Origin of the sequence: Synechococcus sp. MU1643 (genome assembly GCF_020514095.1) — a bacterium.
GTDB lineage: Bacteria > Cyanobacteriota > Cyanobacteriia > PCC-6307 > Cyanobiaceae > Parasynechococcus.
On sequence record NZ_VTKY01000005.1, the window covers coordinates 31,328 to 53,169 of the forward strand.

Genomic DNA, 21,842 nt, shown 5'->3' on the forward strand with positions numbered 1-21,842 from the left:
GTTCCCCTACCGAAACACCTTCCAGGAGTGGTTCGGACCTACCGCAAATCATCCCGATGGTATGGGAGCGGTATGGGAGCGGCCCGCAAAACTGTCCAAATAGGGCATTTTTGTATCGTCGCTATACAGATTGAGCGCTTGAAGGGGCAAATTGTCGCAACGCCCCCAGTTCAAATCTGGGTCCTGGCATCACATCGATGCCAAAACTGCCGTGTCATTCATCTCTCCAGATGCAGGCACCGATCGTGTTTTCGACAACGCCGACAGTTTTGCCATGGTGTTCGACCGCACCTGGAAGCGCCTAAGGGGCAGCAACAACCCTGAGCTCAGCCAGGAAGAGCATCTCGAAGCAGTGCTCGAGGCGATGGCCGATCACCCCTTTCTGATCAGTTCCCCCGACATGGCACGCCAGGTGGCGGCCTTCCGGATTCGACTGCTGGAGCTGGCTTGATCAGGCGGAGAGCAGATCGATCTGAGGATCATCCACATATTCCGTGTCATCGCTGAGGGCCTCGTCAGTGAAGGTCTCGTCCTCGACTCGGTCGTCGTCCATCTCCATCTCAGGGGTTTCTGAGAACTCCTGATCGTCCGCTGCTGAATCCCCCTCGGCATGGGAATCAGCATGGAGCGCTACGACCTCGCCTGGGGTCAGACGGTCCCGAAGCATCCGCACCTTCTCTTCGCTGGCCAGGAGCAGTTCACCGGCGTCATCACTGACCGCCGCGATCTCCGCTTCCACCAGCTGCTGGCCCTCAATGTCGGCCAACCGCGTTTCTAGTTCCATCAAACGATCCGCCAGGGTTTCCACCACTTCACTGAGGCTGAGCAGGTGGGTGCACAGCTGTTGCTCGAACGCGGTGCGCGGGGAGGTGATGGTCACCGGGCTGGCCTCGTGTTGAGAAATTTCGCTGATGGTATCGATGCTGAGCTTCATGTCCACGGCCCTGGGAAAAGCCACGACTGGCCTACATTCCCCAGGGCTTTGAGCGATTGAAGAGATGTCCAGGCTGAAGACAGGGCTGAAGGTCAGCGCCTGGGTCGCCGTCTTCATTGTTGCCGTCGTTTATTTGCAGAGATACGGCATTGCTCCGCTGCAAAGCGCCGTGAACGACATGGGCATCTGGGCCCCACTCGGCCTGTTCCTGCTGCGAGGGGGCAGCATCATCCTGCCGGCGCTGCCGAGTTCGGTGTATTCCCTGCTGGCCGGCTCGCTGCTGGGCTTCAAGGCGGGCTATCTCACAATCATTCTGTCGGACCTGGTGTTCTGCAGTGCGGCCTTCTTCATCGCCCGCCGCTGGGGACGCGGACCGGTGAGCCGTCTGGTGGGGGCCAGCGCAATGAAACGCATCGATGGCTTCAGCAAAAACCAGCTGGAAGGCAACTTCTTTTTGATGACCGGCCTGCTGATGACCGGACTGTTTGATTTTCTCAGCTATGCCATCGGGATCAGCCGCACCCACTGGCGTCTTTTTGCTCCAGCCCTGCTGATCAGCGTGCTGATCAGCGATTCGATCCTCGTGGCTGTCGGCGCAGGTGCCGCTCAAGGCGCCAGCCTCACCCTGGGATTGGCACTGCTTGCCATGTTTGCTCTTGCCACCATCACAGGTCTGCTGAAAAAAAAATCCTCAGAAGTGTCCTCCGACAACCACTCCTGACAGGGTCCTTCGGAGGATGACATCCGATCCATGTCGATTCCCACGAACCGCTGTCGGGGTCGAGGAAATTCCTGGACACTGGTTACATTCGAGTTGATCGGCGTTTCTTGATGAGCGCACTGGCAGATCCGAGAATTGCTGTCCTGCAGAACCAGGCCGGCAGCAGCGGTGAGCTGGATCTACCGGTGGGAGAGGGCTGTTTTCGGATCAACCTCCGTGATGAAAACATCGCGCTCTGGCAGGAAACATTGGACCAACACACCACGGCGGACAACCTTCTACTGGCTTGCGAAGAAAGCAATGGGGATCTCAAGGACACCCGCCTGACCTGGGTGGTGGGATCTGCCATCCGTACAGCGACAGCCTCAAGCCCAGACGCCGTCGGCTGGCTTTTGTCGCAGTTGGGGGTACCAACAGATCTCACGGAAGCAGCCATCACCCGTTGCCCTGGGTTGGGGGACGACCTGGTGTGGGCCTTCTACCTGGAACGCCACGGCTGGCTGATCGCCACACCGGTGGCCAGCGTCAACCCTTGAACTTCCAGAACATCGACTTCAAGACCCTGGTGCAGACCGCACAGGTTCAAGGGCTGAGCATCAACCAAGATTTGCCGCAGGCGACGCGCAACATTCTTGAGCGTGCGGATCAAGCCCAACGCCAGCTCACGACCGATGAGCTGGCCACGATCTGCCAGCTCTCCGGCATGGATGACTCGCTCCCCGGCAGCCTGATCCATCGGTCGGATCAACTGGTAAACCAAGCACGGGGACATCTGCTTGAAACCCAGCCGCATCTGGTGCAACCGGGCGGGGCTCTCTACCCGCAGGACAGAGCAGATGCCTGCTGGCGCGACTGCTGGAATTTTCTACGCGTAATCAGCTACGCGGTGGCCTGCGACCAGAGCTGCTTTACAAACCCGAGCGGCATGGCCGCCCTTAGGGAGCTGTACAGACGAATGAACGTTCCCATCGAGGGGATGAACATCGCCCTCGGTCAGCTCAAAGAGAAGGCCCTAGAAGGGGTCTCGCGATCGAACGACCGTCAGTTGATCCGCGACTGCTTCCAGCACCTACACGCCGAGCTCAACAAATCTGCAGTTAAGAGCTGATAAGCGCCACCACCAAAATTTTTTGATCAAGAGAGGATTACGCCCAAGTATTTCTACTCACGGAGCACCCCATGGCCATCCCGCTTCTTGGGTACCCGCTCAACACCCAAAACGGTCGCGTTAGCAACCTGGCCGGCGACAACAGCACCATCAAGCCCCAAACGTATGCCTCCTCTGCAGCGGGCGATGACAGCGCCAGAACAGAGATGGACAGCTTGATTGAACAGGCCTATCGCCAAGTTTTCTTCCATGCGATGCGCAGTGATCGCGAACCGTTCCTGGAATCACAGCTCCGGAGCGGCAACATCACGGTTCGGGATTTCATCCGAGGTCTGCTGCTGTCGGAACGCTTCCAGCAGGGCTACTACCAGTGCAACTCGAATTACCGGATGGTGGATCAGGTGGTGGGACGCGTGCTTGGGCGCCCGACCCATGGCGACGCCGAACGCCGGGCCTGGTCGATCGTGATCGGAGAGAAGGGCTTTACCGCCTTCGTCGACGCCCTGCTCGACAGCCCTGAATACATGAACTGCTTCGGGTACGACCTGGTCCCTCAGCAACGTTCACGCGTTCTGCCCGGGCGGCCCCTTGGGGAAATCCCGATCTACCAACAATTCCCGCGCTACGGAACCGACTGGCGCGACGCCCTTCAAGATCGGGCGCCTATCCATCAAGGTGCGCAGTTAGAGCGACTGGAGGTTGCTGCCACTTGGGTCAACGAGGAACCCCCTGCTTTGGCTCTCAAGCTCTGGCTCGGCCTTTTTGCCATCGGTGGATTCGAAATCGTGCGGGTGCTCCTTACCATCGTTGTCGCGATGCTGCGCAACTGAGATGTCGATGCCCAAATCTGGGGCTCTAAATCTGCGTGAGTGGACAGCACCCGAAACGTGCGGAGCAACAAGCTCAGCCACAAATCCAGTCGATGCTCGAGGGGCTGACTGGAGCGGTCAGGACTTGGGAGAACTCGACCTAAGAAACGCCAAGCTTTGTCGCTGTGATCTGCGCGGCACAAACCTCAGCCAGTGCCAACTCGAAGGCGCTGATCTACGCCTGGCCCGTTACGACCAGACCACCCTGGTGCCTGAGGGCTTCGCGCTGAACACAAGCGGTGCCGTCGGCCCCGGGGCGAAGCTGAATGGGGCTTTTCTCAACAGCACAGATCTGCGCGGGATGGACCTCAGGGGGAGCATGTTGATGGGCGCCTATCTGAGTGGCTCAGACCTGAGTGGAGCTTTGCTCGATGGCGTTTCCTTAGCAGGCGCAGACCTGCGATCAGCCACGTTTCGCGGAGCCATGTGCCGGGGGACCCGATTCGGAACCTGCGAGATGGACATGGCCGATCTTCGCGGCGCCAACCTTGAGGGGGCAGCTCTGGAAACCGTGACTTCGATTCGCGGGGCGGACTTTTCGCTCTGCACCGGGCTGGAGGATCAAATTGGTGCTCTTCTCAGTCGATCCGTCCAAGAACTCGACTGCTGGAATCCGATGACACGCTCCACGACAAGGGCGAGCCTTGAGTCCCTGATCAAGGGGCAAGGGCAGGGCGCCTAAAGCGAGCCATTTGCATCCAAACTTTTCCTACAGAACCCGCCGAGATCCCCGTCACGGCAGAGGAATCAGTCCGTGACGCAACAGTCGGACACAATTGATTGAGGTTTATAAAGAATGCTCTTCGGGCGTGAGCTTCTGAAGGACTATTAGTCGAACCACTGCGTGTGAATTCATGCCTTTCGGTCCAGCCTCGCTTCTAGGGGTCGAACGCTTCTCTGAAGAGAGTGAAGCCCCTCTCGAGCTGATCCCAGGCGATGAGGACGCCAGGAAAGAACAGATCATCCGAGCCGTTTACAAGCAAGTGCTTGGTAACGCTTATGTGATGGACAGCGAGCGGCAGATCGTCGAAGAGTCGCAGTTCAAGCTCGGTGAAATCAGCGTCCGTGAACTTGTGGGTCGCATTGCCAAAAGCGACCTGTACCGCAGCCGCTTCTTTGATAATTGCGCGCGATACCGCTACATCGAGCTGGCCTTCCGCCATCTTCTCGGTCGCGCACCTGCTGACTACGCGGAAATGCGTGAGCACGCCGATCGCCTAGATAGCCAAGGTTATGAGGCTGATATCGACAGCTTCCTGAACAGCGCGGAATACCAAAACACCTTCGGCGAATGGACGGTCCCCTATCAGCGGGGCTGGAAGACCGAAAGCTGTGCCACCTTGCAGGAATTCACCTGGAGCTTCCAGTTGCTGCGAGGCAACAGCAGCAGCAGCCTCAAGGGTGATCTGGCAGGCAATAGGAGCAAGCTGGGTGGTTCGGCATATCTGAACCGAGCCATCGCAGTGGTTCCCCCATCCTCCAAAGAGACCGCTGGCTGGAGTTTCCGTCCCTCAACCAACCTTCAGGATGCACCCACACGTCTTGGGGTTGGTGCAGGCGATCAAGGCATCACGTATCGGGTCGAAGTCACGGCTTACAAAGCCAACAATGTGAGGCGGATTTCCCGCTACACCCGAAGCAATCGCATCTTCTACGTGCCGTTCGACAAGCTCTCAGAGCAGTTCAAACGCATCCATAACGAAGGCGGCAAAATCGCCAGCATTACGCCGGTGACTTAAGCCACATCCGAATTCCTCTCGACGCTCACGACCACCTCTCCCCTCACCACAACAATGGCCAGCACGCAATCTTCCCTTGGTTTCGGCGCAACAAACAAGTGGAATGATCCCGTTCGCTTCCAGCGCAAGGGAGTAGACCAAACCGCTGCCCTCACCATTGGTGAGTTCCTGAAGCAATCGTGTGATCAGATGGCGATTGGGGTTGGTCCCCGGAGTCACGCTGACTGCCCCCATCGCGTCACAAGCGAGTGCTACAGCCCAGAAGATGTGGCGTCACTGGAAACGGTGATCAGTGCTTCATATCGACAGGTTTTTGGCAACGCCCATGTGATGGATTTCGAGCGTTGCTCGGAATTGGAAGCTCAGCTTCGGGACGGTCGTTTGACCGTGCGCGAATTCGTTCGTGGTCTGGCCAAGTCCAGCTTCTACAAAGACCGTTTCTTCAGAAGCGTTGCCCCACAGCGGGGTGTCGAGCTGACGTTCAAGCACCTATTGGGCCGAGCACCTGAAACACAGGCCGAGATCTCAGCGAAAATCGCCCTGCAGGCAGAACACGGTCACGACGGCCTTGTCGACAGCATTGTCGACTCTGCGGAGTACCTCGAGGTCTTCGGAAGCGACGTGGTGCCCTATGCCCGTTCATGGTCTTCACCCGCTGACCTATCGACAGCTGCCTTCCCGATGCTGGCCGCACTTCAAAAAAGTTTTGCTGGCAGTGATAGTGCCCGCGGTGCAGGTCCGGCGCTAACGCGCAGCCTTGCCAATGGCGTGGCTCCCCGGATCAGCCTGCCAAGTCAGCCGGTTGGCTTGCGTCCATCGTCTGGAAGTTACACCTCCACGCAATTCAGCTCCAAGACACCTGGAATCACTTCAGGCAAAGACTCTGGACCCATGCGTGGGGATGTGTATGTCACCTTCGGTCTTGGCCAGCGGGAGCAAGAGACCTACCAACGTTGTCCTGGTGATGGCCCCGATCAACTCGCAGCACTCATTCGTTCCACTTACAAGCAAGTGATGGGCAACCCCCATCTGATGGAGTTCGAACGGGTGGGTTCCGCGGAGAGCAAATTCATCGACGGCTACCTGAGCACACGTGAATTCGTTCGTGCCGTTGGCCTGTCAGCCGAATACAAGCGCCGCTTCTTCGAAACGAGTGCGCCCTATCGATTCATCGAGCTGAACTTTAAACATTTCCTGGGAAGAGCTCCACAGTCCCAAGCCGAAATCAGCGAGCACACCAAGATCCTCGCCGAAGGTGGCTACGAGGCTGAAATCTCCAGCTACGTCGATAGCGCCGAATACCAGAACACCTTTGGTGAAGACACAGTTCCATACGCACGAATCCTCACCGAAAGCGGCCGTTCTCAGGTTGACTTCAACCGTCAACTGAGCCTGGCCGAAGGTTTTGCGGCGAGCGATACGGTCCTCGGCAGCTCCGCTTTGGTGAGTTCGGTGGCCACAGGCCTGGCTCCCAGCGGCTGGAGCAAAACCACCAGCCGGGCAAACCGCACCGGCACCCAATCAGGCGCACCCGATCCGACCAAGAAGCGTTTCCGCATTGTTGTTGCTTCTCAGGCAGCTCGTTCACGTCAACGGACAGCTGGTAACAGCTACGTCGTGTCCGGAAAGGACATGAGCAGCCAAATGAAGTACATCCATGCACGCGGAGGCAAGATCGTTTCCATCACTGAGGTGATGTAAAAGCATTCCATTGCTGCAACTGAGAGCTGCTTCATAAAGAAACAGCTCTCTCACATCACCTTTTAATCAGATCCCCATGACTGAGCCAACAACTCTTTCCTCAGCTGCCAATGTCGACACAGCACATGCGGCAGATGTGATTCGCCAAGCCTACCGCCAGGTTTTTGGAAATCGACACTTGATGGAACTCGACGTGAACCCCTCCATTGAGGCGTTGTTCATCAATGGGGATTTGACAGTTCAAGGACTGGTAACGGCTCTCGCACAATCGGAAACCTATAAAAAGCTTTTTCTAGAAAGCAATAGCCCCTACCGGTTTGTTGAGCTGAACTTCAAACATCTTTTAGGCCGTCCTCCCCGTGACCAAGCTGAATTGATGAGCCACGTTCGGCTTTTGCAGGAAGAAGGGTATGAAACAGAAATGGCGAGTTACACCTACAGCGATGAATACCTATCTGCTTTTGGCATCGACCAAGTGCCATACAATCGTTCCACTCAGACCGTAGTTGGAGGAAGCCCGCTCTTCTTCACACGGGCAAAAGCTTTGAATTCCGGTTATGCCGGATACGACAACGCAGAAACAGATTCCAAACTCTTGAATAGTCTGTGTACTAACAGTTCACCAAAGGCACAAGATCTTAGAGGTGTTGGTAATGCAAGCTCCTTGGCCATCAACTGGACATCCCGCCGCCAAGTAGGCGCCAATCGCCGCGCTGTGCAGAAATCGGTGGTGACCCAAACATCCATGTCAGCCACGATCAAATCAATTCTTGCGCAGGGAGGTCAGATCCTTTCTATTGCGAAGGCTAACTCCTTTTGATCATTCCGAAATTATCGATGGCTCATCAGTGATGATGGGTAGATAATCGAAATCCCAGTCATGGTGGCCATTAGGTCACCAAAGGTACGTCAAACAAACTCTCTAAACATGCCTATCCTGCGCCCACCCTCCAGCGAGCACCCAAACAGCAACACCACATTCCTCCAGTCAGTTGCGTCAACACCCATGGCAATGTCCATGATGGTCGACTCGATGGTTAACATGATGCACATCAACCGTCCTTCACTGGATGAGCTCAACGCAGGAAACAGCACAAGTTCGCATGACGATTGAGCAATTTGTTGCTCAAAGTTTAGGCAAATGGCGCTCAATGAGATCGGGGCATTCTCTAGCCTTCCAGCAGTTTGAAGAAGTTCTTAGCGAAGTTGTCATTGAAGAACTCAGCAAAGAGGATCCAGGAGTCAAACAACTGCTTGAGTCGTCTTTAGCGAAGGAACAAGATAAATGCTCAATTTCGTCACCCTTCAAAATGAAATGGTGCGCTGAAAGTGACTGGGAACCCGACGACCCTTCAGAAGTATCATCAGGATCTTGCATTATTGTTCCACTCGCCAAAGATAAATCTTCGGGAACATTAATAAGAAGTGTTGGCTATGCAGAATCTGAGTCCGCAATCTCTGAATATAGTTTTCTAGACGATGGTACATTTACCCTCACGACAGAGTATGAGCAATCAATTGCGGAAGAAAGAATTTGGTTTGTGTCGGAAAACGTCCGCTGCAGGTCATCAGTCTTGAGAACATCAGCAGGATCAGGCATACTTCAAACTTCATTTGCCTCAGAAGTCCGGCGCATTAATGCATAGATCAAAAAGATGAGCAAGAATTCAGCCTTTGCCGAGTTCGCCAAAACTCTCGCGGGCGTGTACGACAACATCGAACAGTCGCAAGAAAATCCCAAGGATTTTGCACGCATCAATATCTTCTTTCGACCATTGCCTTGGCATATTTTCAAAGGGCCTGGATTTTATTCTGAGCAGTGCTATGACTATGCCCCATGGGATCCCTATCGACAGGGAATTCATCGGGTAACAGCAAATAGAGATACATTTATAGTAGAGAACTATGGCTTCACAAACCCAAGAAGATTAGCGGGAGCTGGTCGGGATCCAGAAATCATGAATGCAATCGATACTGCAAGCCTAAAAGAACGGTGTGGATGTGCGATGCACTTTCAAAGCCAAGGAGAAGGAAAGTACATTGGCAAAGTTGAACCAGGGAAAAAATGTTTGGTTCCAAGAGATGGGAAGATCACATATCTTGTCAGTGAAGTCGAAGTGGATCAAGACAATTGGATTAGTCGGGATCGTGGGTATGACCCCAAAACAGACGAACAGATTTGGGGCTCAGAACACGGTCTCCTAAAATTCAAGAGGATCAAGAGCTTCTCCAAAGAAATTAATGATGAGTGGCTAGATTCGAAAGCCTGAAATGGAAGATATTAAAAAACAAATGAAATCCTGGATACGCTCACAGCATCTAATATGCGTTGGCACAGACTTTATCTTCGAAACAGTTGATCAAACTCAACTTGATAAGTTTGAAGCCTCTATGCAAGCAATTGGGGGAAGAATTAGAACAGTCAAAGCAATTGGAAATTGGCCGATGGGACCAAGACGATCATTCAAAATACTGCAAGCAACAGCAAGCGTGCCCAGGCCAGGAGGAGAAGATCTTGTCACTTATTGGGCGAAAAAAGGCAGTAAAACGACAAGATACTCAGAAATCAATTCTTGAATAGAAATTTATTCTTCAAACCAGCCCATCCAGGTGTCTTGACTAAAATCAGTATGTTTACTCCATTTTCTCAAAATAGCAGAGGAATCAATATCAAAACCATTGGCAGCAGCGATCTCAATGACTTGATCTTGATTAAGGGCAGCCTTAATTTGAGCTTTTAGATCTGGATTTTGACGAACTAAAGCAATAAAAGCCTCTAGGACTTGGTCTTGATTTGCACTAAGAGCGGAACCGGTCATTAAAGGCCATCAAAATCACAAGAATAATTCTAAACGAAACTTCCATCAGCAGACCGTAAAACTAGGCACCATCCATCAACATGGCTCTCCATGGGGCGATTTTACGAAATGCCCATGACCAGTGATCGTTTGCGATGGCTTGGATCGCCAAGGCTTCAGATTCAGATAAACCAGCTGAATCTGATTCAACATACAGAAGCCAAGCTGTGATTGAAAAAACATAATCACAAGAAGCCGCAAAATCGACGATATCTTGATCTGTCTTGCAAGACTTCAATCCAGTTGCGACAGAATGGTCATAGATAACCGTCTGCACAAAATCATCAATGACAGAAACAGACATCGTCAGCAGCTTTCAATCCAAAGTGCAAAATTTACCTTCGCACAAATCATCTGCAGCACCAAAGGCCCACCAGGACACCGTAATAACCGCCATGGAATATTTTTTTCTAAAGTACCTGAATCAATAGTAATTTTGGGGGGGCTCGTCGCCTGCTCATAAGGAATCAGTGCCGATCCAGTCAATAAAGGCTCAACGCGATTGACAATTAATTTTAATTGGTCCAAATCAACAACAAGGTTCAATTGATCTTGGACATCTGCTGACTTCTGGACAGCTTCAACAAATCTAGGAAGAGCCTGTTCGAGCTCGGGAGAGACTGGCATGATACAAAATTCCCTCTACTTACGATAACAGAGGATGAGAACGTATTCATAAAAGGGCAGGCAAATTAAAGAAGACAATCAACTAGTCATAAATCATCACTGATATTAAGACGTTGATGCTATGGTCAAAGAGATAAAGGAATTTCAACGTCACTGCAGATTCAACAGAATCAGGTCAGCTGCTCTAAAACTGCAGCTCAACACCAGCTGACAGAAAATCCAGGTTTTTCATTGATGACGCTTTAAACATGGCCGAGCGATTCGACAACTTGGTTGAAGGCTTGACAGAGGAGCAGGCCATGGCAGTGATTTTGACTGATCCAGACTCACTCGAGAGGCCCGTTGATAAATACATGGCAGCCACAAGGCTTGGAGCGAGTAACAGCGAAGAATCACTCGATGTGCTGATTAAGGCTGCAGAGCTGGATCCAGAGCATCTTTTTAATCGAATCACGCGACGCAAAGCGATTGACGCCCTTGGCAGACGAAAAAGTCCAAAGGCCCTTCCCTCATTGTTTCGAGCCCTAAAATGCAGTGATGAAGCTGCAGTGATTAATTCTGTAGAAGCGATAACAAAAATCGGGGCACCATTAACAGAAGCAGATCATGAAAAATTATTGGAAGCCCTTGAGGGCGAGGATATTCAAAAGCGAGCTGTCATACAGGCATTTTGTCGTTTAGGGGTCCCCGGAGTCATCAACAGCATCAGCCCCCTCCAGGATGATTCCAATCCCTTGGTGGCTGGTGCGGCAAGGGCATACATGTCGAAAGTTGCTCAACAACCAAAGGGCCTTGATGTCCTCATCCCGCAACTTGTTGATCCAATCGCCGGACGAAGGCGATCTGCCGTAATTGATTTGGGCGATGCAGGTGACGTAACAAGGCTAGAAGCTCTTGTCACAGCTCCTGTGTCGATGTCGTTGCGGGCTAGAAGTGCATTTCAGTTGGTAGATCCTGATAAGAAATGCCTAATACCGGAAGAATATGCAGAACTCATAACACAACTCTTACAAGACAACCCTCAACAACTCAAACTTAGGAAAGAGTGGATTTGTGATATTGAGCCTACGGAGATCGAAAACAACCTTCAACATCGCGATGAAGCACGGCAATACGGTGGTGCTTCAAGCTTGATGTCCATGCCGAGGGCAGAGAGGATGATTTTAATTAACGAAATTAAAGAAAAATTATGGAGTGATTACGTTACGCACTATTACCTAACCGCCGTCGTCAGCCTTCAAGGTTTGGAAGAACGAAGCGATCTAATCAGGCTTGCCTTAGCCGAAACAATCCCTCAGTACACCAAGTCCCGCATTGCTGCTGCATGGGGGTGCCTCCGCTTGGGCCTTGTGGACCAAAAACCTCTCCTAGAGGAGCTTTCAGCCAGTGCCTTCTGGCTACCACTGAAATGGACTTGCCAACGCGTCCTTAAACAGTTGTCATAAAAAGACGACCAGTAAATAAGATGAACTGTCGGACATTGGTTGACGACACGGCCTTACTGATTTCGCCTTTGTCAACTTGTGTGTCCTGACGTCCTCCTTCAGGAAGTCGACCTAGGAAGCAGGGGTAGTGTCATTCGTGATGCGGAATGCATCTCCCCAAACAACGTATTCCACAACCCCCATGCTCGACGCATTCTCCCGGGCTGCTGTCTCGGCCGATTCCAGCGGCTCCTTCATTGGTGGCGGCGAACTGGCTTCTCTGAAGTCCTTCATTGCTGATGGCAACAAGCGCCTGGACGCTGTGAACGCCATCACCTCCAACGCCAGCTGCATCGTGTCTGACGCCGTCGCCGGCATCTGCTGCGAGAACACCGGCCTGACCGCTCCCAACGGTGGTGTGTACACCAACCGCAAAATGGCTGCTTGCCTGCGTGATGGCGAGATCGTTCTGCGCTACGTCTCCTACGCGCTGCTCGCCGGTGACGCTTCCGTGCTGCAGGACCGCTGCCTGAACGGTCTCCGCGAGACCTATGCCGCTCTGGGCGTTCCCACCGGATCCGCCGCACGTGCTGTTGCCATCATGAAGGCCGCTGCTAGCGCCCTGATCACCAACACCAACAGCCAGCCCAAGAAGATGGCTCTGACCTCTGGTGATTGCGCCAGCCTGTCTGGTGAAGCTGCTAGCTACTTCGACATGGTGATCAGCGCCATCAGCTGAGCCAGGTATCGATTTTCTGCACACCTGAAAACCCTTCTTCTTAATCATGAAGTCAGTAATCACCACCGTCGTCGGCGCAGCCGACAGCGCATCCCGCTTCCCCACCGCCTCCGACATGGAGTCCGTCCAGGGCTCCATCCAACGCGCCTCTGCTCGTTTGGAAGCTGCTGAAAAGCTGGCCAGCAACTACGACCAAGTTGCACAGGAAGCTGTTGATGCTGTCTACGCCCAGTACCCCAATGGTGCCACCGGCCGTCAGCCCCGTAAGTGCGCCACCGAAGGCAAAGAGAAGTGCAAGCGTGACTTCGTTCACTACCTGCGTCTGATCAACTACTGCCTGGTCACCGGCGGCACCGGCCCTCTGGATGAGCTGGCCATCAACGGTCAGAAAGAGGTCTACAAGGCCCTCAGCATCGACGCTGGCACCTATGTGGCTGGTTTCTCCCACCTGCGTTCCCGCGGTTGTGCCCCTCGCGACATGAGTGCTCAGGCTCTGACCGCTTACAACCAGCTGCTCGACTACGTGATCAACTCCCTCGGCTGATCATCAGTCAAGCTGAGTGATTTTTTGATCTAAGCAAGGGGTGGGCCAAAAGCCCACCCCTTTTTGTTTTCAAAATCAAAAAACAAGTTCTTGACTTTGAGAGTAAACAATTCTGGAATAACCCAGGAAAATTGGGGCCAGCCAACAAACGATTTAGCCACAATTACAGACGCAACGTTTACTCAAAGTGACATTGAGTGAAATACGAGAGTCAAATTAATGCTCACATTTCACTAAAAATCTCTATAACGCCTACGAGTAACAAAATCTGTTGCTTTAAGCATGTAGGGAATAGTCACCACAATTCACCTCCCCTCACTAAACCATGCTCAGTACACAAACCAGCCCGGCTGGAATGGCTGCTGCTAGCCGCACCAAACCAGCGTCATACGCCATGCCAAGCAAAGCTGGCAAAAACACAGTCCATCGGACTGTTGCTGGTGCCATCGCTGAATTCAAGCGCAACACCTGTTCCCAGATGGGACTTGGTATTGGCCCAAGGCTTCACAGCGAATGTCCCTTTGCAGTGACATTCGACGAGTATCACCCATGCAGCAGTGAAGCACTCGAGCGCACGATCATTGCCGCCTACAGGCAGGTCTACGGAAACCTGCCTCCTACTGAAAACGAGCGTTGCACCTCCCTTGAGGTGCGCTTGATGAACGGAGAAATTACAGTCCGGGACTTTGTTAACGGCCTGGCAAAGTCTCCTTTCTACAAGGAAAATTATTTCCATAGTGTCGCCCCCCAACGTGGGATTGAACTGAACTTCAAACACCTGCTTGGACGGGCACCACTCACTCAAGAGGAAGTTCAAAACAGCATCAAACTTCAAGCAGAAGAGGGATTTGATGCTCTGATCGACAGTCTCACAGATTGCGCAGAATATGCCGAGGTGTTTGGATCGGACATCGTTCCTTACATGCGATCAGGCGATTCCTACGCAGGAATGATGACTAGCTCCTTCAACATGATGCGCGAGCTAGCCGGCACAAAAGTTGCCGTTAGTGACAACGCACAAGGACATCGGAGTCGCACCACGACGCAACTGGCTGCGGCAGCGATCAGCATGACGAAGCCGATCTTTAAGGGTGCACCAACACTGCCTCAACAAAAGTACGGCGGACATCAGCCTCCGAGGAGAACCGGCGCTGCTCCCTTCCGTCCCTTCGGCGTTAAGCCATTGCCATTTTGATGAAGATGAATTAGGCACCAAAATGCCATCACATCTGCCCCCTTTCCAGTAAGGGGGTATTTTTGTGTCCGGCAGCGACACTGAAAAGCCCCACAAGCTGGTAGGTGCCTGATCAGAGTCGCTTAGATTGCGACTCAACGAAGTTGGACGTCCACCGTGCTCCAGGATTTCACCGATATCTCATCAATCAGCGAAAACCAACTCACGGAAGAAGAAGCTCTCCAACTCGCTGATGAGCTCAGTGCAAAATTGAGCGAAGGTGAGCTCCCAAGATCAGATGCAGAATCACTCGAGCGTATGGTCGCCGGACTCGGAGATGCGAGGGGAGCTTTAAGACTCACCTTTGCAAAAAGTCTTGGCGCAGTAGGTGACGAAGCGCTACCCATTCTTTGTAAAGCACTTCGCCAGCACCAAAATGTAATCGTAAGACGAGCATCAGCCAAAACACTCAATTTGATTGGCAACAAGGACGCGTTGCCATATCTGCTTGAAGCCTTTTTAGAAGATGATGACCCAGTTGTTCTCGGTTCATCTGCTGGAGCGATGGCAACCATTGGACCGGATGCCATGGATTCACTGCTTGGAATCCTTAAAAATCCTGACTGCACACCATTTCAGGTTGGCTTGATCAACCTTGCGCTAAGTTTCATCGGTGCCAAAGCACCGGAGGCATTGCTCGAGGCTGCGGATTCAGACGTAGCTGAAGTTCGTGTTGCTGCAATTTCAGCATTGGGAGATCAAATACAGAAGAGTGATGATCTGCGGGCACGAAACAGATTATTTCAAGCGCTCGACGACAGCTCAGCAGAGGTCAGAGCCGAAGCTGTAACCCTAATCGGAAAATCATGTGATGCCGAAGATGTTGAAAATATGCTAAGCAGAAAGCTGGTCGATCAAGACACTCAGGTACGCAAAAACACAGCAATGGCACTAATGAAACTCGAAGCATTTAATGCCATAGAAAGCATAGAAGCAGCAAAGTCAACAGAAAAAGACGAGTCGGTTCAAGCAGTATTTAAAGTTGCTATCAACATACTAAGTAGAGATTTGCAGGAGAAATAGGAAAGCGAATAGAGTATTTAGGGAAACAGCCTTAGAAGAATGCTCAGGCGAGCAAATCATACCTTCGCACTAACACAAAGACAAGAAAGAGCAGGAATTTTGATAGGAAGTGGACACCAAAAAGATAAAAAATAATGATTCAGAAAAACATTAAGCTTCTTACGCGCAATCAAGGAAAAACAATAGAGTATATAGATACGCATCAGAATTTTGCGAAAAAAACGATCGAGCAATTATATTTTTTCCGACACGCTCGAGATGGAAGAGTTTTGCAAGGCACATTTTGAAGAATATCACTCAACATCCAGCTTCGGATGCAATGTCACTCAGTTAAGCACCGGCCTTCTCGAAACGAAGACCACTTGCTCACCAATTCAAGATGTGCATCTTGAAATTTTTAAATCGAACCAAACTCTGCTCTACGAGGAAGAAGCCAACACAAAATCAGTGTCATTCTGCTGGCTAGACACATCACCGACAAACGATACGGAGACACAGTCAATCATTAGCGGCCACCAAATGACAAGAAATAGCATTGCTGGCTTCAATCGGATAAACAAAACAGGAGGAAATATCTGGGACATTGTGGGAGCAAACGAAGAGCTTTGCTGCATGAGCCTGAAATGGAATAAATTACAAGAAAGAATCAACAAGTTGAATGCATTTAATGCCTATGCGAGGCTTGAAGAATGCATTGGAATTGACTCGCATGATCATGCAAGTGCTCAGCTCAAAAAACTATTTGATCGGCATTTTAATGGCAAGCCATCAACGAAACCAAATTCGTTTTACGATCTAGCAATCATATTCCTAGACAACGAAAACAATGAATCAACCTATCATGCACATCGATGCGATTCAACGGATCTAATAGAAGACATGGTTAAACTAATTCACGAAGATAGGGCTGGCATGCCACCAATAACACTTGACGAAATTACTGAATACTTGAATTCAAAAACAGAGCCTCTCAATACTATATGCCAAAAAATCTTTAATATGGATGTAATTGAGCTTGTAAGAAGAGTACGACTGGAACAGACCCGCAAGGCTTTTTTAACTCCATATTCCTCAACAGGCCTCAAAGAGTTTACAAAGAAGAGAACAGCACTTTACTACGGTTTTAAAAACTGGAAAAAATTTGAAGCCTCCTACTCCACATATTTTGGAGAATCACCCAGCCAAACAATAGATCGATCCAATAAGAATTTATATTCATTTAGTGCATGGCAGGGAGAGTAATACATGAAAACATCTATTGAATATCGTGATCCACTGGAGCTCTCTGAAGAGCTTGCAAAACTCGGTCAGCTTACAAAAATAACGCAACTAGAGGGTGGCAGTGGTTTCTATACTATGCAAGCAGCAAATACTAATAAAGTCGCACTTGCAGAAATATCTGCCAACAAAACATTATTGTACGAGGGGTGGGGCAATGGTATAACTATTGATTTCAATTGGATTACGCCAAAAACGAATACTCAAGGGGCCTTTGGCTATTGTGATGGATTTAAGATGACAAGAAATAGCCTGGCTGGATTTGGCACGATTAATTCAGTACCAGGAAATGCATGGGGAAAATACAACAATGAATGCACTAGCACTGGTTGCATGCTTGAAAAGCAGCTGCTATTTGAATTACTCGAAAATTGCAAAGCATATGATGGACTTGAACGACTCACGGGTGATCAGGGGATTTATTGCAATAATAAAGCTCTAAACCAACTTAAGAGATTAGCTGCCAGAGAAGTATCTGCTGGAATTCAGTACCCAGAAAAATATTTTGATCTTGTAATCGCATGTCTAGAAGAACCAATGACTGAGGAAAATAGTCAAAATCCAAAGCATATCGATCAATTAAGAGAAATCATTAATCTTGCACATAGTGAGAAGACCATGGGATCCCCTCTGTCATTGCTTGAAGTATGCAAGTATATAAATACAAGCCAAGCATCATTATATCGTATATGCCAGGAATACTTTGGAATGGGAATCATTGAATTAATGACACAAATTAGACTTGAGGAATCCAGGAGAATTATGCTTAATCAAGACGCTCGTCAGAAATTAAATCTATATTCAATTCGAGATATTGCAATTAAATATGGGTTTAAACATCAAGGGAGATATGCACGGCGCTATTACACTGCCTTCGGAGAACTTCCAAGTCAGACCATAGAAAAGTCGAGAAGGTATAAATTACCCATAAAGTAAATGGCAAAGAGGAATGGTATCTACAACTTACGTAAAACCTCTGCACATGTCCATCGAAGGGGCTCCCAAGTAGATGTCATCAATAAATTCTCAATGTCAGCACGACATTCCAACAAACCCAAGTTTAAACATCCCCAAGTCGCTGCGATTTTTGATTTTGCATACTGCGGAGCTGGCTCCAATAATGATTCCTTCGTTATGAATGATAATTCTTTTACATCAAGCTGAGATACCAAACAATTTACTTGATAGTGAACACCGTAATCGGAGCCATGATTCTCCCAGATGGATTTAATAGACTCTATAAGCCTGGATGCTGGCCAACTAAATAAAGATTTTGCAGCAAAATACTGATGCTCTTCATCTCTATGTCTCAGCAAGTTACAAACTTCTTGAAGATCACTTGGTGTATTAAGATCCTGGGTAAGAAATAAATTACGAGAATCATCCTGCAACATTTGGTTAATCACAATTCTCTGAGATTCTGTTTTAATTTTAGGCGTAATCTTAAATGCACTTTTAGCTCTTAATGGCATTGAAACTGCTACTTTTGAAATAATCGGCAAAAGAGACGGATCACCAGCATCACCAATATCAATAACCGACGAACGTCGATAAATTACGTTGGTATCTTTGAGCTGATTTGCAAGGTGATGCAATTTACTCTTGTCACCTTCAACTCTTATTGAATAAGCTATTGATGCTCCTTTAACCAATAGGTTTTGATTGTTCTGTTGCTGGTGAATCATGCCATCACAGTCGTCCATCTCCAAGCGTGTAAAGCATTGAATTGCAACACGCTTAAGTATATCTGAGCCATCTTTAATGATCTTCAAAAGAGAAGATTTAAACTGTGTATCAAGTGGAATACCAAAATTAATTAGCGTGTCAACAGCATTAACAATAGTCTGCTCATCACGACTACGCATGGCATCATAAATGGTTGGCAGAGTACTAAGATCGCGGCGACGTCCTAGTGCTTCAATAGATTTACGGCGTGTAATAGCATCAAAGATATTGTCTCTATCCCCAGTAGCCGCTACGACTAAGGCATTCAGAGAATCTCGCGAAGAACAGGCTCCCAACCTTGTCGCCGCTATATACTTAACCCCAGGATTATTAAGGGTTCTAACATTTTTAGAAAGCAATTCAATTGCCTGCTGTTCATCCATCCACGAGAATAGATTATCAAATCTCTGCGAACTCGGCACCATGCAACATGCGTATATTCATTTTTAACAGAAGAATTGATTGATCTGCCTAGCTTGGTAAGAAGTGACCTATCTACCCCAAAAATTGATAATTGGTGGATATCTAGCTTAAGAACAATAAACCACTGTAATAAATCAAGAATAGACAAGTAGTCATTGACTTAATTCAAATCAATGACGATTTATCCAATCATCGAATCGCGCCAGGTTCAATTCTTTGTCCACATAGGATCAGCACAAGAGAAGCACGGTGCCATACAAAGTTCTTGATGGCGTGATGAACCCTAAATAAGTCAAACAACTCTGATAAGAAGCGGATAGTTGCTGATAAAATATGGATATGATGCTGATTCCTTCATGTCACGCGCTGAATTCATACGCTTTCTTCAGGTTCTAGAAAAAGACTTAACATTTAGATCGCTTTTCCAAGAAGCGGAGCCCGAGGAAATCCTCAGACTTGCAAATGAACATGGATTTGTCTTTTCGGATGAAATAAAGGGTCGTTTCCTGAATCGGTGGGCAGGAGTTTACTTCTGCCCATTTGCTAATGATGTTGGGAGACTATGCCCCAAGATGGTGCCAGAAGGATTCAGCACACTGCTTCATTATTCACAGACGACTTGCACTAAAGAGGACCAGGTAGAACGTTTTGATTTTCGTGCTGGAGGCTATTACGAAGGGGTAAAAACAGTAAATCGATAGAGAAAATAGGCTATCTCTTTGTGTTTAATAGATTCTGAAGTCGTGCCAACGCAGATTGAGCTGCCTCCTGAATCAAAGGATCGGTATTATTGTTCTGCAGTGACCGTAAAGCATCTTCTGCTAAAGGATTGGGAATATCGGCAAGAGCCTGAGATGCACTAAAAATTAAAGCAACATTTTCACTGCTAAGAGAACTTGCCAGAATCATTATTGCCTCTTCAGACTTAAATTGTTGCTTACCGATCTGACCAAGACACATCAGTGCACCCTGCACGACAACCATATCGGAATCATCTATCCCTTGTTCCAGCATTTCCATGACTGAATCAGGAAACGGCTGATCTGGGAAGTTTTTGAACACCTGCACAAAGGCCTTAGGGCAGCAACGCCTTGCAGTTTGATTCTCTGTTGTTGCATAAAGTTCGATCAAGGGATCAAACGCAGAGCTCCCAAAAAAACCAACACCTTTAACAGCCGCTCTGTAGACCTTAGGATCATGATGACAGAAGAGATCCAATAATCTTGGCAACGCCTCTTCCCGATAGTTCTCAGAAAGAATCAAGCAAGCTTCTTCTTGAATCCTAGGGTTGGGATGCATTAGATCTTCAAACAATGCATCAACTGAAGGAATGTTTGAATCGGCGCTCATTTAAAAGCCTAAATCATTATTGCTCAATATTAGCATTTCAAGTCATGGGGCATGAAGAATTACCACTTAGTTCTCAACCACAATCCTGAATGCTCTGTGCTTTTAGTTGAAGCAAACTGTCGCCATCAGATTCGACAAGCTGTTGTAGTTGACATTGATATCGAAGTTGAAGATACTCGGTTTGATCAGATTGGATCAAGAGGAGGCCTGCATAACGCATATCCCAACTAAGGTTATTCTCTAAAGACAAACAATTATCAAGAAACCAATCGTATTGGCCAGGAAATAGCTTGGCGAATGACAGCAAAGCAGCTGGGGGTGATTTTCTAAATTGAGGCCGCTTATCTGTAATCGCATCTGAGAGAATATTGCGAATATGATGCAATGCCTCGTCTGTCCAACCTTCAACAAGGCCAAATAATCTCATCAAAAAATAGTGTGCACCATAGTCATTGTGAGCTTTATCGTGCCAGCAATTCTCAATAGCATTCCAAATCTCTTGGGAATCACATTTTATTAGTGCCTGCATGGCAAGATAGCAACGACTAAAATCGGGATGGAATAAGCCGTCAATCAGTAGCTCCGTAGGCAAAGGTTCGCCGTAATGATGGAGGACAGTGATCAAACGAGGATCGTCAAACAAAATTTGATCCACCGCTGATAGTGCATCATTATTGGAGAGTTTGTTTGACGGGTTATTCAAAAGAGATCTCACAGCTCGCATGCGAAATGCAGGCGATATTGGTGCTTGCATCAAATCAGACAAAAGCTCAACAGCATTCGCATCGATCACATCCTGCACAGCCGATTGGCGATCCATTTGATTGGAGCCATACAAATGATCTGAAAGATCAGCCAGATGGGATTGATCTCCAGATAGATGAATCATGGCAGCGATGGCGGCACCGCGGACCGAAATCTTCTCATGGGCTATGTGAACAGAAATAGTCGAAATTGCTGATTTAACAGAAAGCTTTGAAAGACTTTGAATTAAGACTCTTTGATTCTGGCTAGCATCATCCAACAAATTAATCATATGTTGGTGCACTTCAGGATCTTGACAATTCAAACGAGACAATGCCCAAGCAGCATTCTCAACCATATACACATCAGAGCTGCCTAAAAAGCTAGCAATTTTGGGCGTAGCCTCTGCAACCCCTAATCGCGCAAGAACTTCTACAGCTTTTCGTTGGGCAAGACCTACTGGTACATCTTCGGAGCACTTATCTAGAAAAGCTAATAACGCTTGGCTTGTTATCGGGCCAGGAAAATTAATCAAATGAGAAACAGCCATATAATAATCACTCTCACTCTCAAGAATATCAACTTCTTTAGACAAGATATCAACTGCTCTCTGTTGATCCAAACCAGCATGAATATTATCGAAAAGACCAGTCATCAGTAATGGTCAACATTCGAATGATTCTACTTGAGGTGCGTAATTCAATGGGGCTTGTCGGGATAAGAAAGTAATAGCAAGCTTGCCATCAGTCGACACCGGAGGCAAAATTCCTCTAAGCCACTACAAAAAATATGGGACCTTTC

General features: G+C 49.0%; 27 protein-coding genes. 20 read left to right on the forward strand and 7 right to left on the reverse strand.

Going from position 1 to position 21,842, the window contains the following annotated elements; translation table 11 throughout:
* Window positions 1–211 precede the first annotated feature (211 nt).
* Complete coding sequence (locus tag FZX09_RS08650; protein WP_226402205.1) at window positions 212–451, forward strand: hypothetical protein; 240 nt, start codon at window positions 212–214, stop codon at window positions 449–451.
* On the opposite strand, the gene FZX09_RS08655 is transcribed toward FZX09_RS08650, so the two are convergent.
* Window positions 452–934 carry a hypothetical protein gene (locus FZX09_RS08655; protein WP_226402027.1) on the reverse strand — a complete coding sequence of 161 codons (483 nt, stop codon included), beginning with the start codon at window positions 932–934 and terminating at the stop codon, window positions 452–454.
* Window positions 935–998: 64 nt separating this feature from the next.
* On the opposite strand from FZX09_RS08655, the gene FZX09_RS08660 reads away from it, so the two are divergent.
* The 11 genes from FZX09_RS08660 to FZX09_RS08710 all read left to right on the forward strand — a co-directional run bounded on the left by FZX09_RS08660 (window position 999) and on the right by FZX09_RS08710 (window position 9,649).
* Entirely contained in the window at window positions 999–1,655 is a 657-nt protein-coding gene (locus tag FZX09_RS08660) for a TVP38/TMEM64 family protein (protein WP_226402028.1), read from the forward strand.
* Between the two features lie 110 nt (window positions 1,656–1,765).
* Window positions 1,766–2,191, forward strand: coding sequence for a hypothetical protein (locus tag FZX09_RS08665; protein ID WP_226402029.1), 426 nt, complete (start codon window positions 1,766–1,768; stop codon window positions 2,189–2,191).
* Window positions 2,125–2,763, forward strand: coding sequence for a phycobilisome polypeptide (locus FZX09_RS08670; RefSeq protein ID WP_226402031.1), 639 nt, complete (start codon window positions 2,125–2,127; stop codon window positions 2,761–2,763). Before FZX09_RS08665 ends, FZX09_RS08670 begins: the two co-directional genes overlap by 67 nt.
* 71 nt (window positions 2,764–2,834) lie before the next feature.
* Entirely contained in the window at window positions 2,835–3,593 is a 759-nt protein-coding gene (locus FZX09_RS08675; protein ID WP_226402033.1) for a phycobilisome rod-core linker polypeptide, read from the forward strand.
* A 1-nt stretch (window position 3,594) separates the two neighbouring features.
* Window positions 3,595–4,314 (forward strand): pentapeptide repeat-containing protein, encoded by a 720-nt coding sequence (locus FZX09_RS08680; RefSeq protein ID WP_226402035.1) that lies wholly within the window; start codon window positions 3,595–3,597, stop codon window positions 4,312–4,314.
* Window positions 4,315–4,486: 172 nt separating this feature from the next.
* Window positions 4,487–5,371, forward strand: a complete 885-nt coding sequence (locus FZX09_RS08685) for a phycobilisome linker polypeptide (RefSeq protein WP_115080295.1) — start codon at window positions 4,487–4,489, stop codon at window positions 5,369–5,371.
* A gap of 54 nt (window positions 5,372–5,425) precedes the next feature.
* On the forward strand, window positions 5,426–7,072 hold the full coding sequence (locus FZX09_RS08690; RefSeq protein ID WP_226402037.1) for a phycobilisome rod-core linker polypeptide: 1,647 nt from the start codon (window positions 5,426–5,428) through the stop codon (window positions 7,070–7,072).
* 76 nt (window positions 7,073–7,148) lie between these two features.
* Entirely contained in the window at window positions 7,149–7,892 is a 744-nt protein-coding gene (locus tag FZX09_RS08695; RefSeq protein ID WP_226402039.1) for a phycobilisome rod-core linker polypeptide, read from the forward strand.
* A gap of 283 nt (window positions 7,893–8,175) precedes the next feature.
* Window positions 8,176–8,718: a phycobiliprotein lyase gene (locus FZX09_RS08700; RefSeq protein ID WP_226402207.1), complete on the forward strand. Its 543-nt coding sequence runs from the start codon at window positions 8,176–8,178 to the stop codon at window positions 8,716–8,718.
* Between the two features lie 9 nt (window positions 8,719–8,727).
* The gene (locus FZX09_RS08705) at window positions 8,728–9,342 is read left to right on the forward strand and encodes a chromophore lyase CpcT/CpeT (RefSeq protein WP_226402041.1); all 615 of its coding nucleotides are present in this window, start codon (window positions 8,728–8,730) and stop codon (window positions 9,340–9,342) included.
* Window position 9,343: 1 nt separating this feature from the next.
* On the forward strand, window positions 9,344–9,649 hold the full coding sequence (locus FZX09_RS08710; RefSeq protein WP_226402043.1) for a CpeR family transcriptional regulator: 306 nt from the start codon (window positions 9,344–9,346) through the stop codon (window positions 9,647–9,649).
* A gap of 8 nt (window positions 9,650–9,657) precedes the next feature.
* Here FZX09_RS08710 and FZX09_RS08715 read toward each other — a convergent pair whose 3' ends face one another.
* The 3 genes from FZX09_RS08715 to FZX09_RS08725 form a co-directional block, all read right to left on the reverse strand.
* The gene (locus FZX09_RS08715) at window positions 9,658–9,891 is read right to left on the reverse strand and encodes a Nif11-like leader peptide family natural product precursor (RefSeq protein WP_226402045.1); all 234 of its coding nucleotides are present in this window, start codon (window positions 9,889–9,891) and stop codon (window positions 9,658–9,660) included.
* 61 nt (window positions 9,892–9,952) lie between these two features.
* A complete protein-coding gene (locus tag FZX09_RS08720) occupies window positions 9,953–10,234 on the reverse strand; it encodes a Nif11-like leader peptide family natural product precursor (RefSeq protein WP_226402047.1) in 282 nt (93 codons plus the stop codon).
* 2 nt (window positions 10,235–10,236) lie between these two features.
* A complete protein-coding gene (locus FZX09_RS08725; RefSeq protein ID WP_226402049.1) occupies window positions 10,237–10,557 on the reverse strand; it encodes a hypothetical protein in 321 nt (106 codons plus the stop codon).
* Window positions 10,558–10,805: 248 nt separating this feature from the next.
* Here FZX09_RS08725 and FZX09_RS08730 point away from each other — a divergent pair, with 248 nt between their 5' ends.
* The 7 genes from FZX09_RS08730 (at window position 10,806) to FZX09_RS08760 (ending at window position 17,735) form a co-directional block, all read left to right on the forward strand.
* Window positions 10,806–12,002, forward strand: coding sequence for a HEAT repeat domain-containing protein (locus tag FZX09_RS08730; protein WP_226402051.1), 1,197 nt, complete (start codon window positions 10,806–10,808; stop codon window positions 12,000–12,002).
* A gap of 181 nt (window positions 12,003–12,183) precedes the next feature.
* Window positions 12,184–12,720 (forward strand): bleomycin hydrolase, encoded by a 537-nt coding sequence (locus tag FZX09_RS08735; RefSeq protein WP_006850273.1) that lies wholly within the window; start codon window positions 12,184–12,186, stop codon window positions 12,718–12,720.
* Window positions 12,721–12,766: 46 nt separating this feature from the next.
* The gene (mpeA, locus tag FZX09_RS08740) at window positions 12,767–13,264 is read left to right on the forward strand and encodes a class 2 C-phycoerythrin subunit alpha (protein WP_006850994.1); all 498 of its coding nucleotides are present in this window, start codon (window positions 12,767–12,769) and stop codon (window positions 13,262–13,264) included.
* Between the two features lie 325 nt (window positions 13,265–13,589).
* Window positions 13,590–14,459 carry a phycobilisome rod-core linker polypeptide gene (locus FZX09_RS08745; protein WP_226402053.1) on the forward strand — a complete coding sequence of 290 codons (870 nt, stop codon included), beginning with the start codon at window positions 13,590–13,592 and terminating at the stop codon, window positions 14,457–14,459.
* A 156-nt stretch (window positions 14,460–14,615) separates the two neighbouring features.
* Complete coding sequence (locus FZX09_RS08750) at window positions 14,616–15,521, forward strand: HEAT repeat domain-containing protein (RefSeq protein ID WP_226402055.1); 906 nt, start codon at window positions 14,616–14,618, stop codon at window positions 15,519–15,521.
* 258 nt (window positions 15,522–15,779) lie between these two features.
* Window positions 15,780–16,763 (forward strand): AraC family transcriptional regulator, encoded by a 984-nt coding sequence (locus FZX09_RS08755; RefSeq protein ID WP_226402057.1) that lies wholly within the window; start codon window positions 15,780–15,782, stop codon window positions 16,761–16,763.
* Window positions 16,764–16,766: 3 nt separating this feature from the next.
* On the forward strand, window positions 16,767–17,735 hold the full coding sequence (locus FZX09_RS08760) for a helix-turn-helix transcriptional regulator (protein WP_226402059.1): 969 nt from the start codon (window positions 16,767–16,769) through the stop codon (window positions 17,733–17,735).
* Window positions 17,736–17,755: 20 nt separating this feature from the next.
* Here FZX09_RS08760 and FZX09_RS08765 read toward each other — a convergent pair whose 3' ends face one another.
* Window positions 17,756–18,907 carry a HEAT repeat domain-containing protein gene (locus FZX09_RS08765; RefSeq protein WP_226402061.1) on the reverse strand — a complete coding sequence of 384 codons (1,152 nt, stop codon included), beginning with the start codon at window positions 18,905–18,907 and terminating at the stop codon, window positions 17,756–17,758.
* 396 nt (window positions 18,908–19,303) lie between these two features.
* On the opposite strand from FZX09_RS08765, the gene FZX09_RS08770 reads away from it, so the two are divergent.
* On the forward strand, window positions 19,304–19,648 hold the full coding sequence (locus tag FZX09_RS08770) for a Nif11-like leader peptide family natural product precursor (RefSeq protein WP_226402063.1): 345 nt from the start codon (window positions 19,304–19,306) through the stop codon (window positions 19,646–19,648).
* Between the two features lie 10 nt (window positions 19,649–19,658).
* On the opposite strand, the gene FZX09_RS08775 is transcribed toward FZX09_RS08770, so the two are convergent.
* Together FZX09_RS08775 and FZX09_RS08780 are read right to left on the reverse strand one after the other, a co-directional pair.
* Complete coding sequence (locus tag FZX09_RS08775; protein ID WP_226402065.1) at window positions 19,659–20,297, reverse strand: HEAT repeat domain-containing protein; 639 nt, start codon at window positions 20,295–20,297, stop codon at window positions 19,659–19,661.
* 73 nt (window positions 20,298–20,370) lie between these two features.
* Entirely contained in the window at window positions 20,371–21,696 is a 1,326-nt protein-coding gene (locus FZX09_RS08780) for a HEAT repeat domain-containing protein (RefSeq protein ID WP_226402067.1), read from the reverse strand.
* Between the last annotated feature and the right edge of the window lie 146 nt (window positions 21,697–21,842).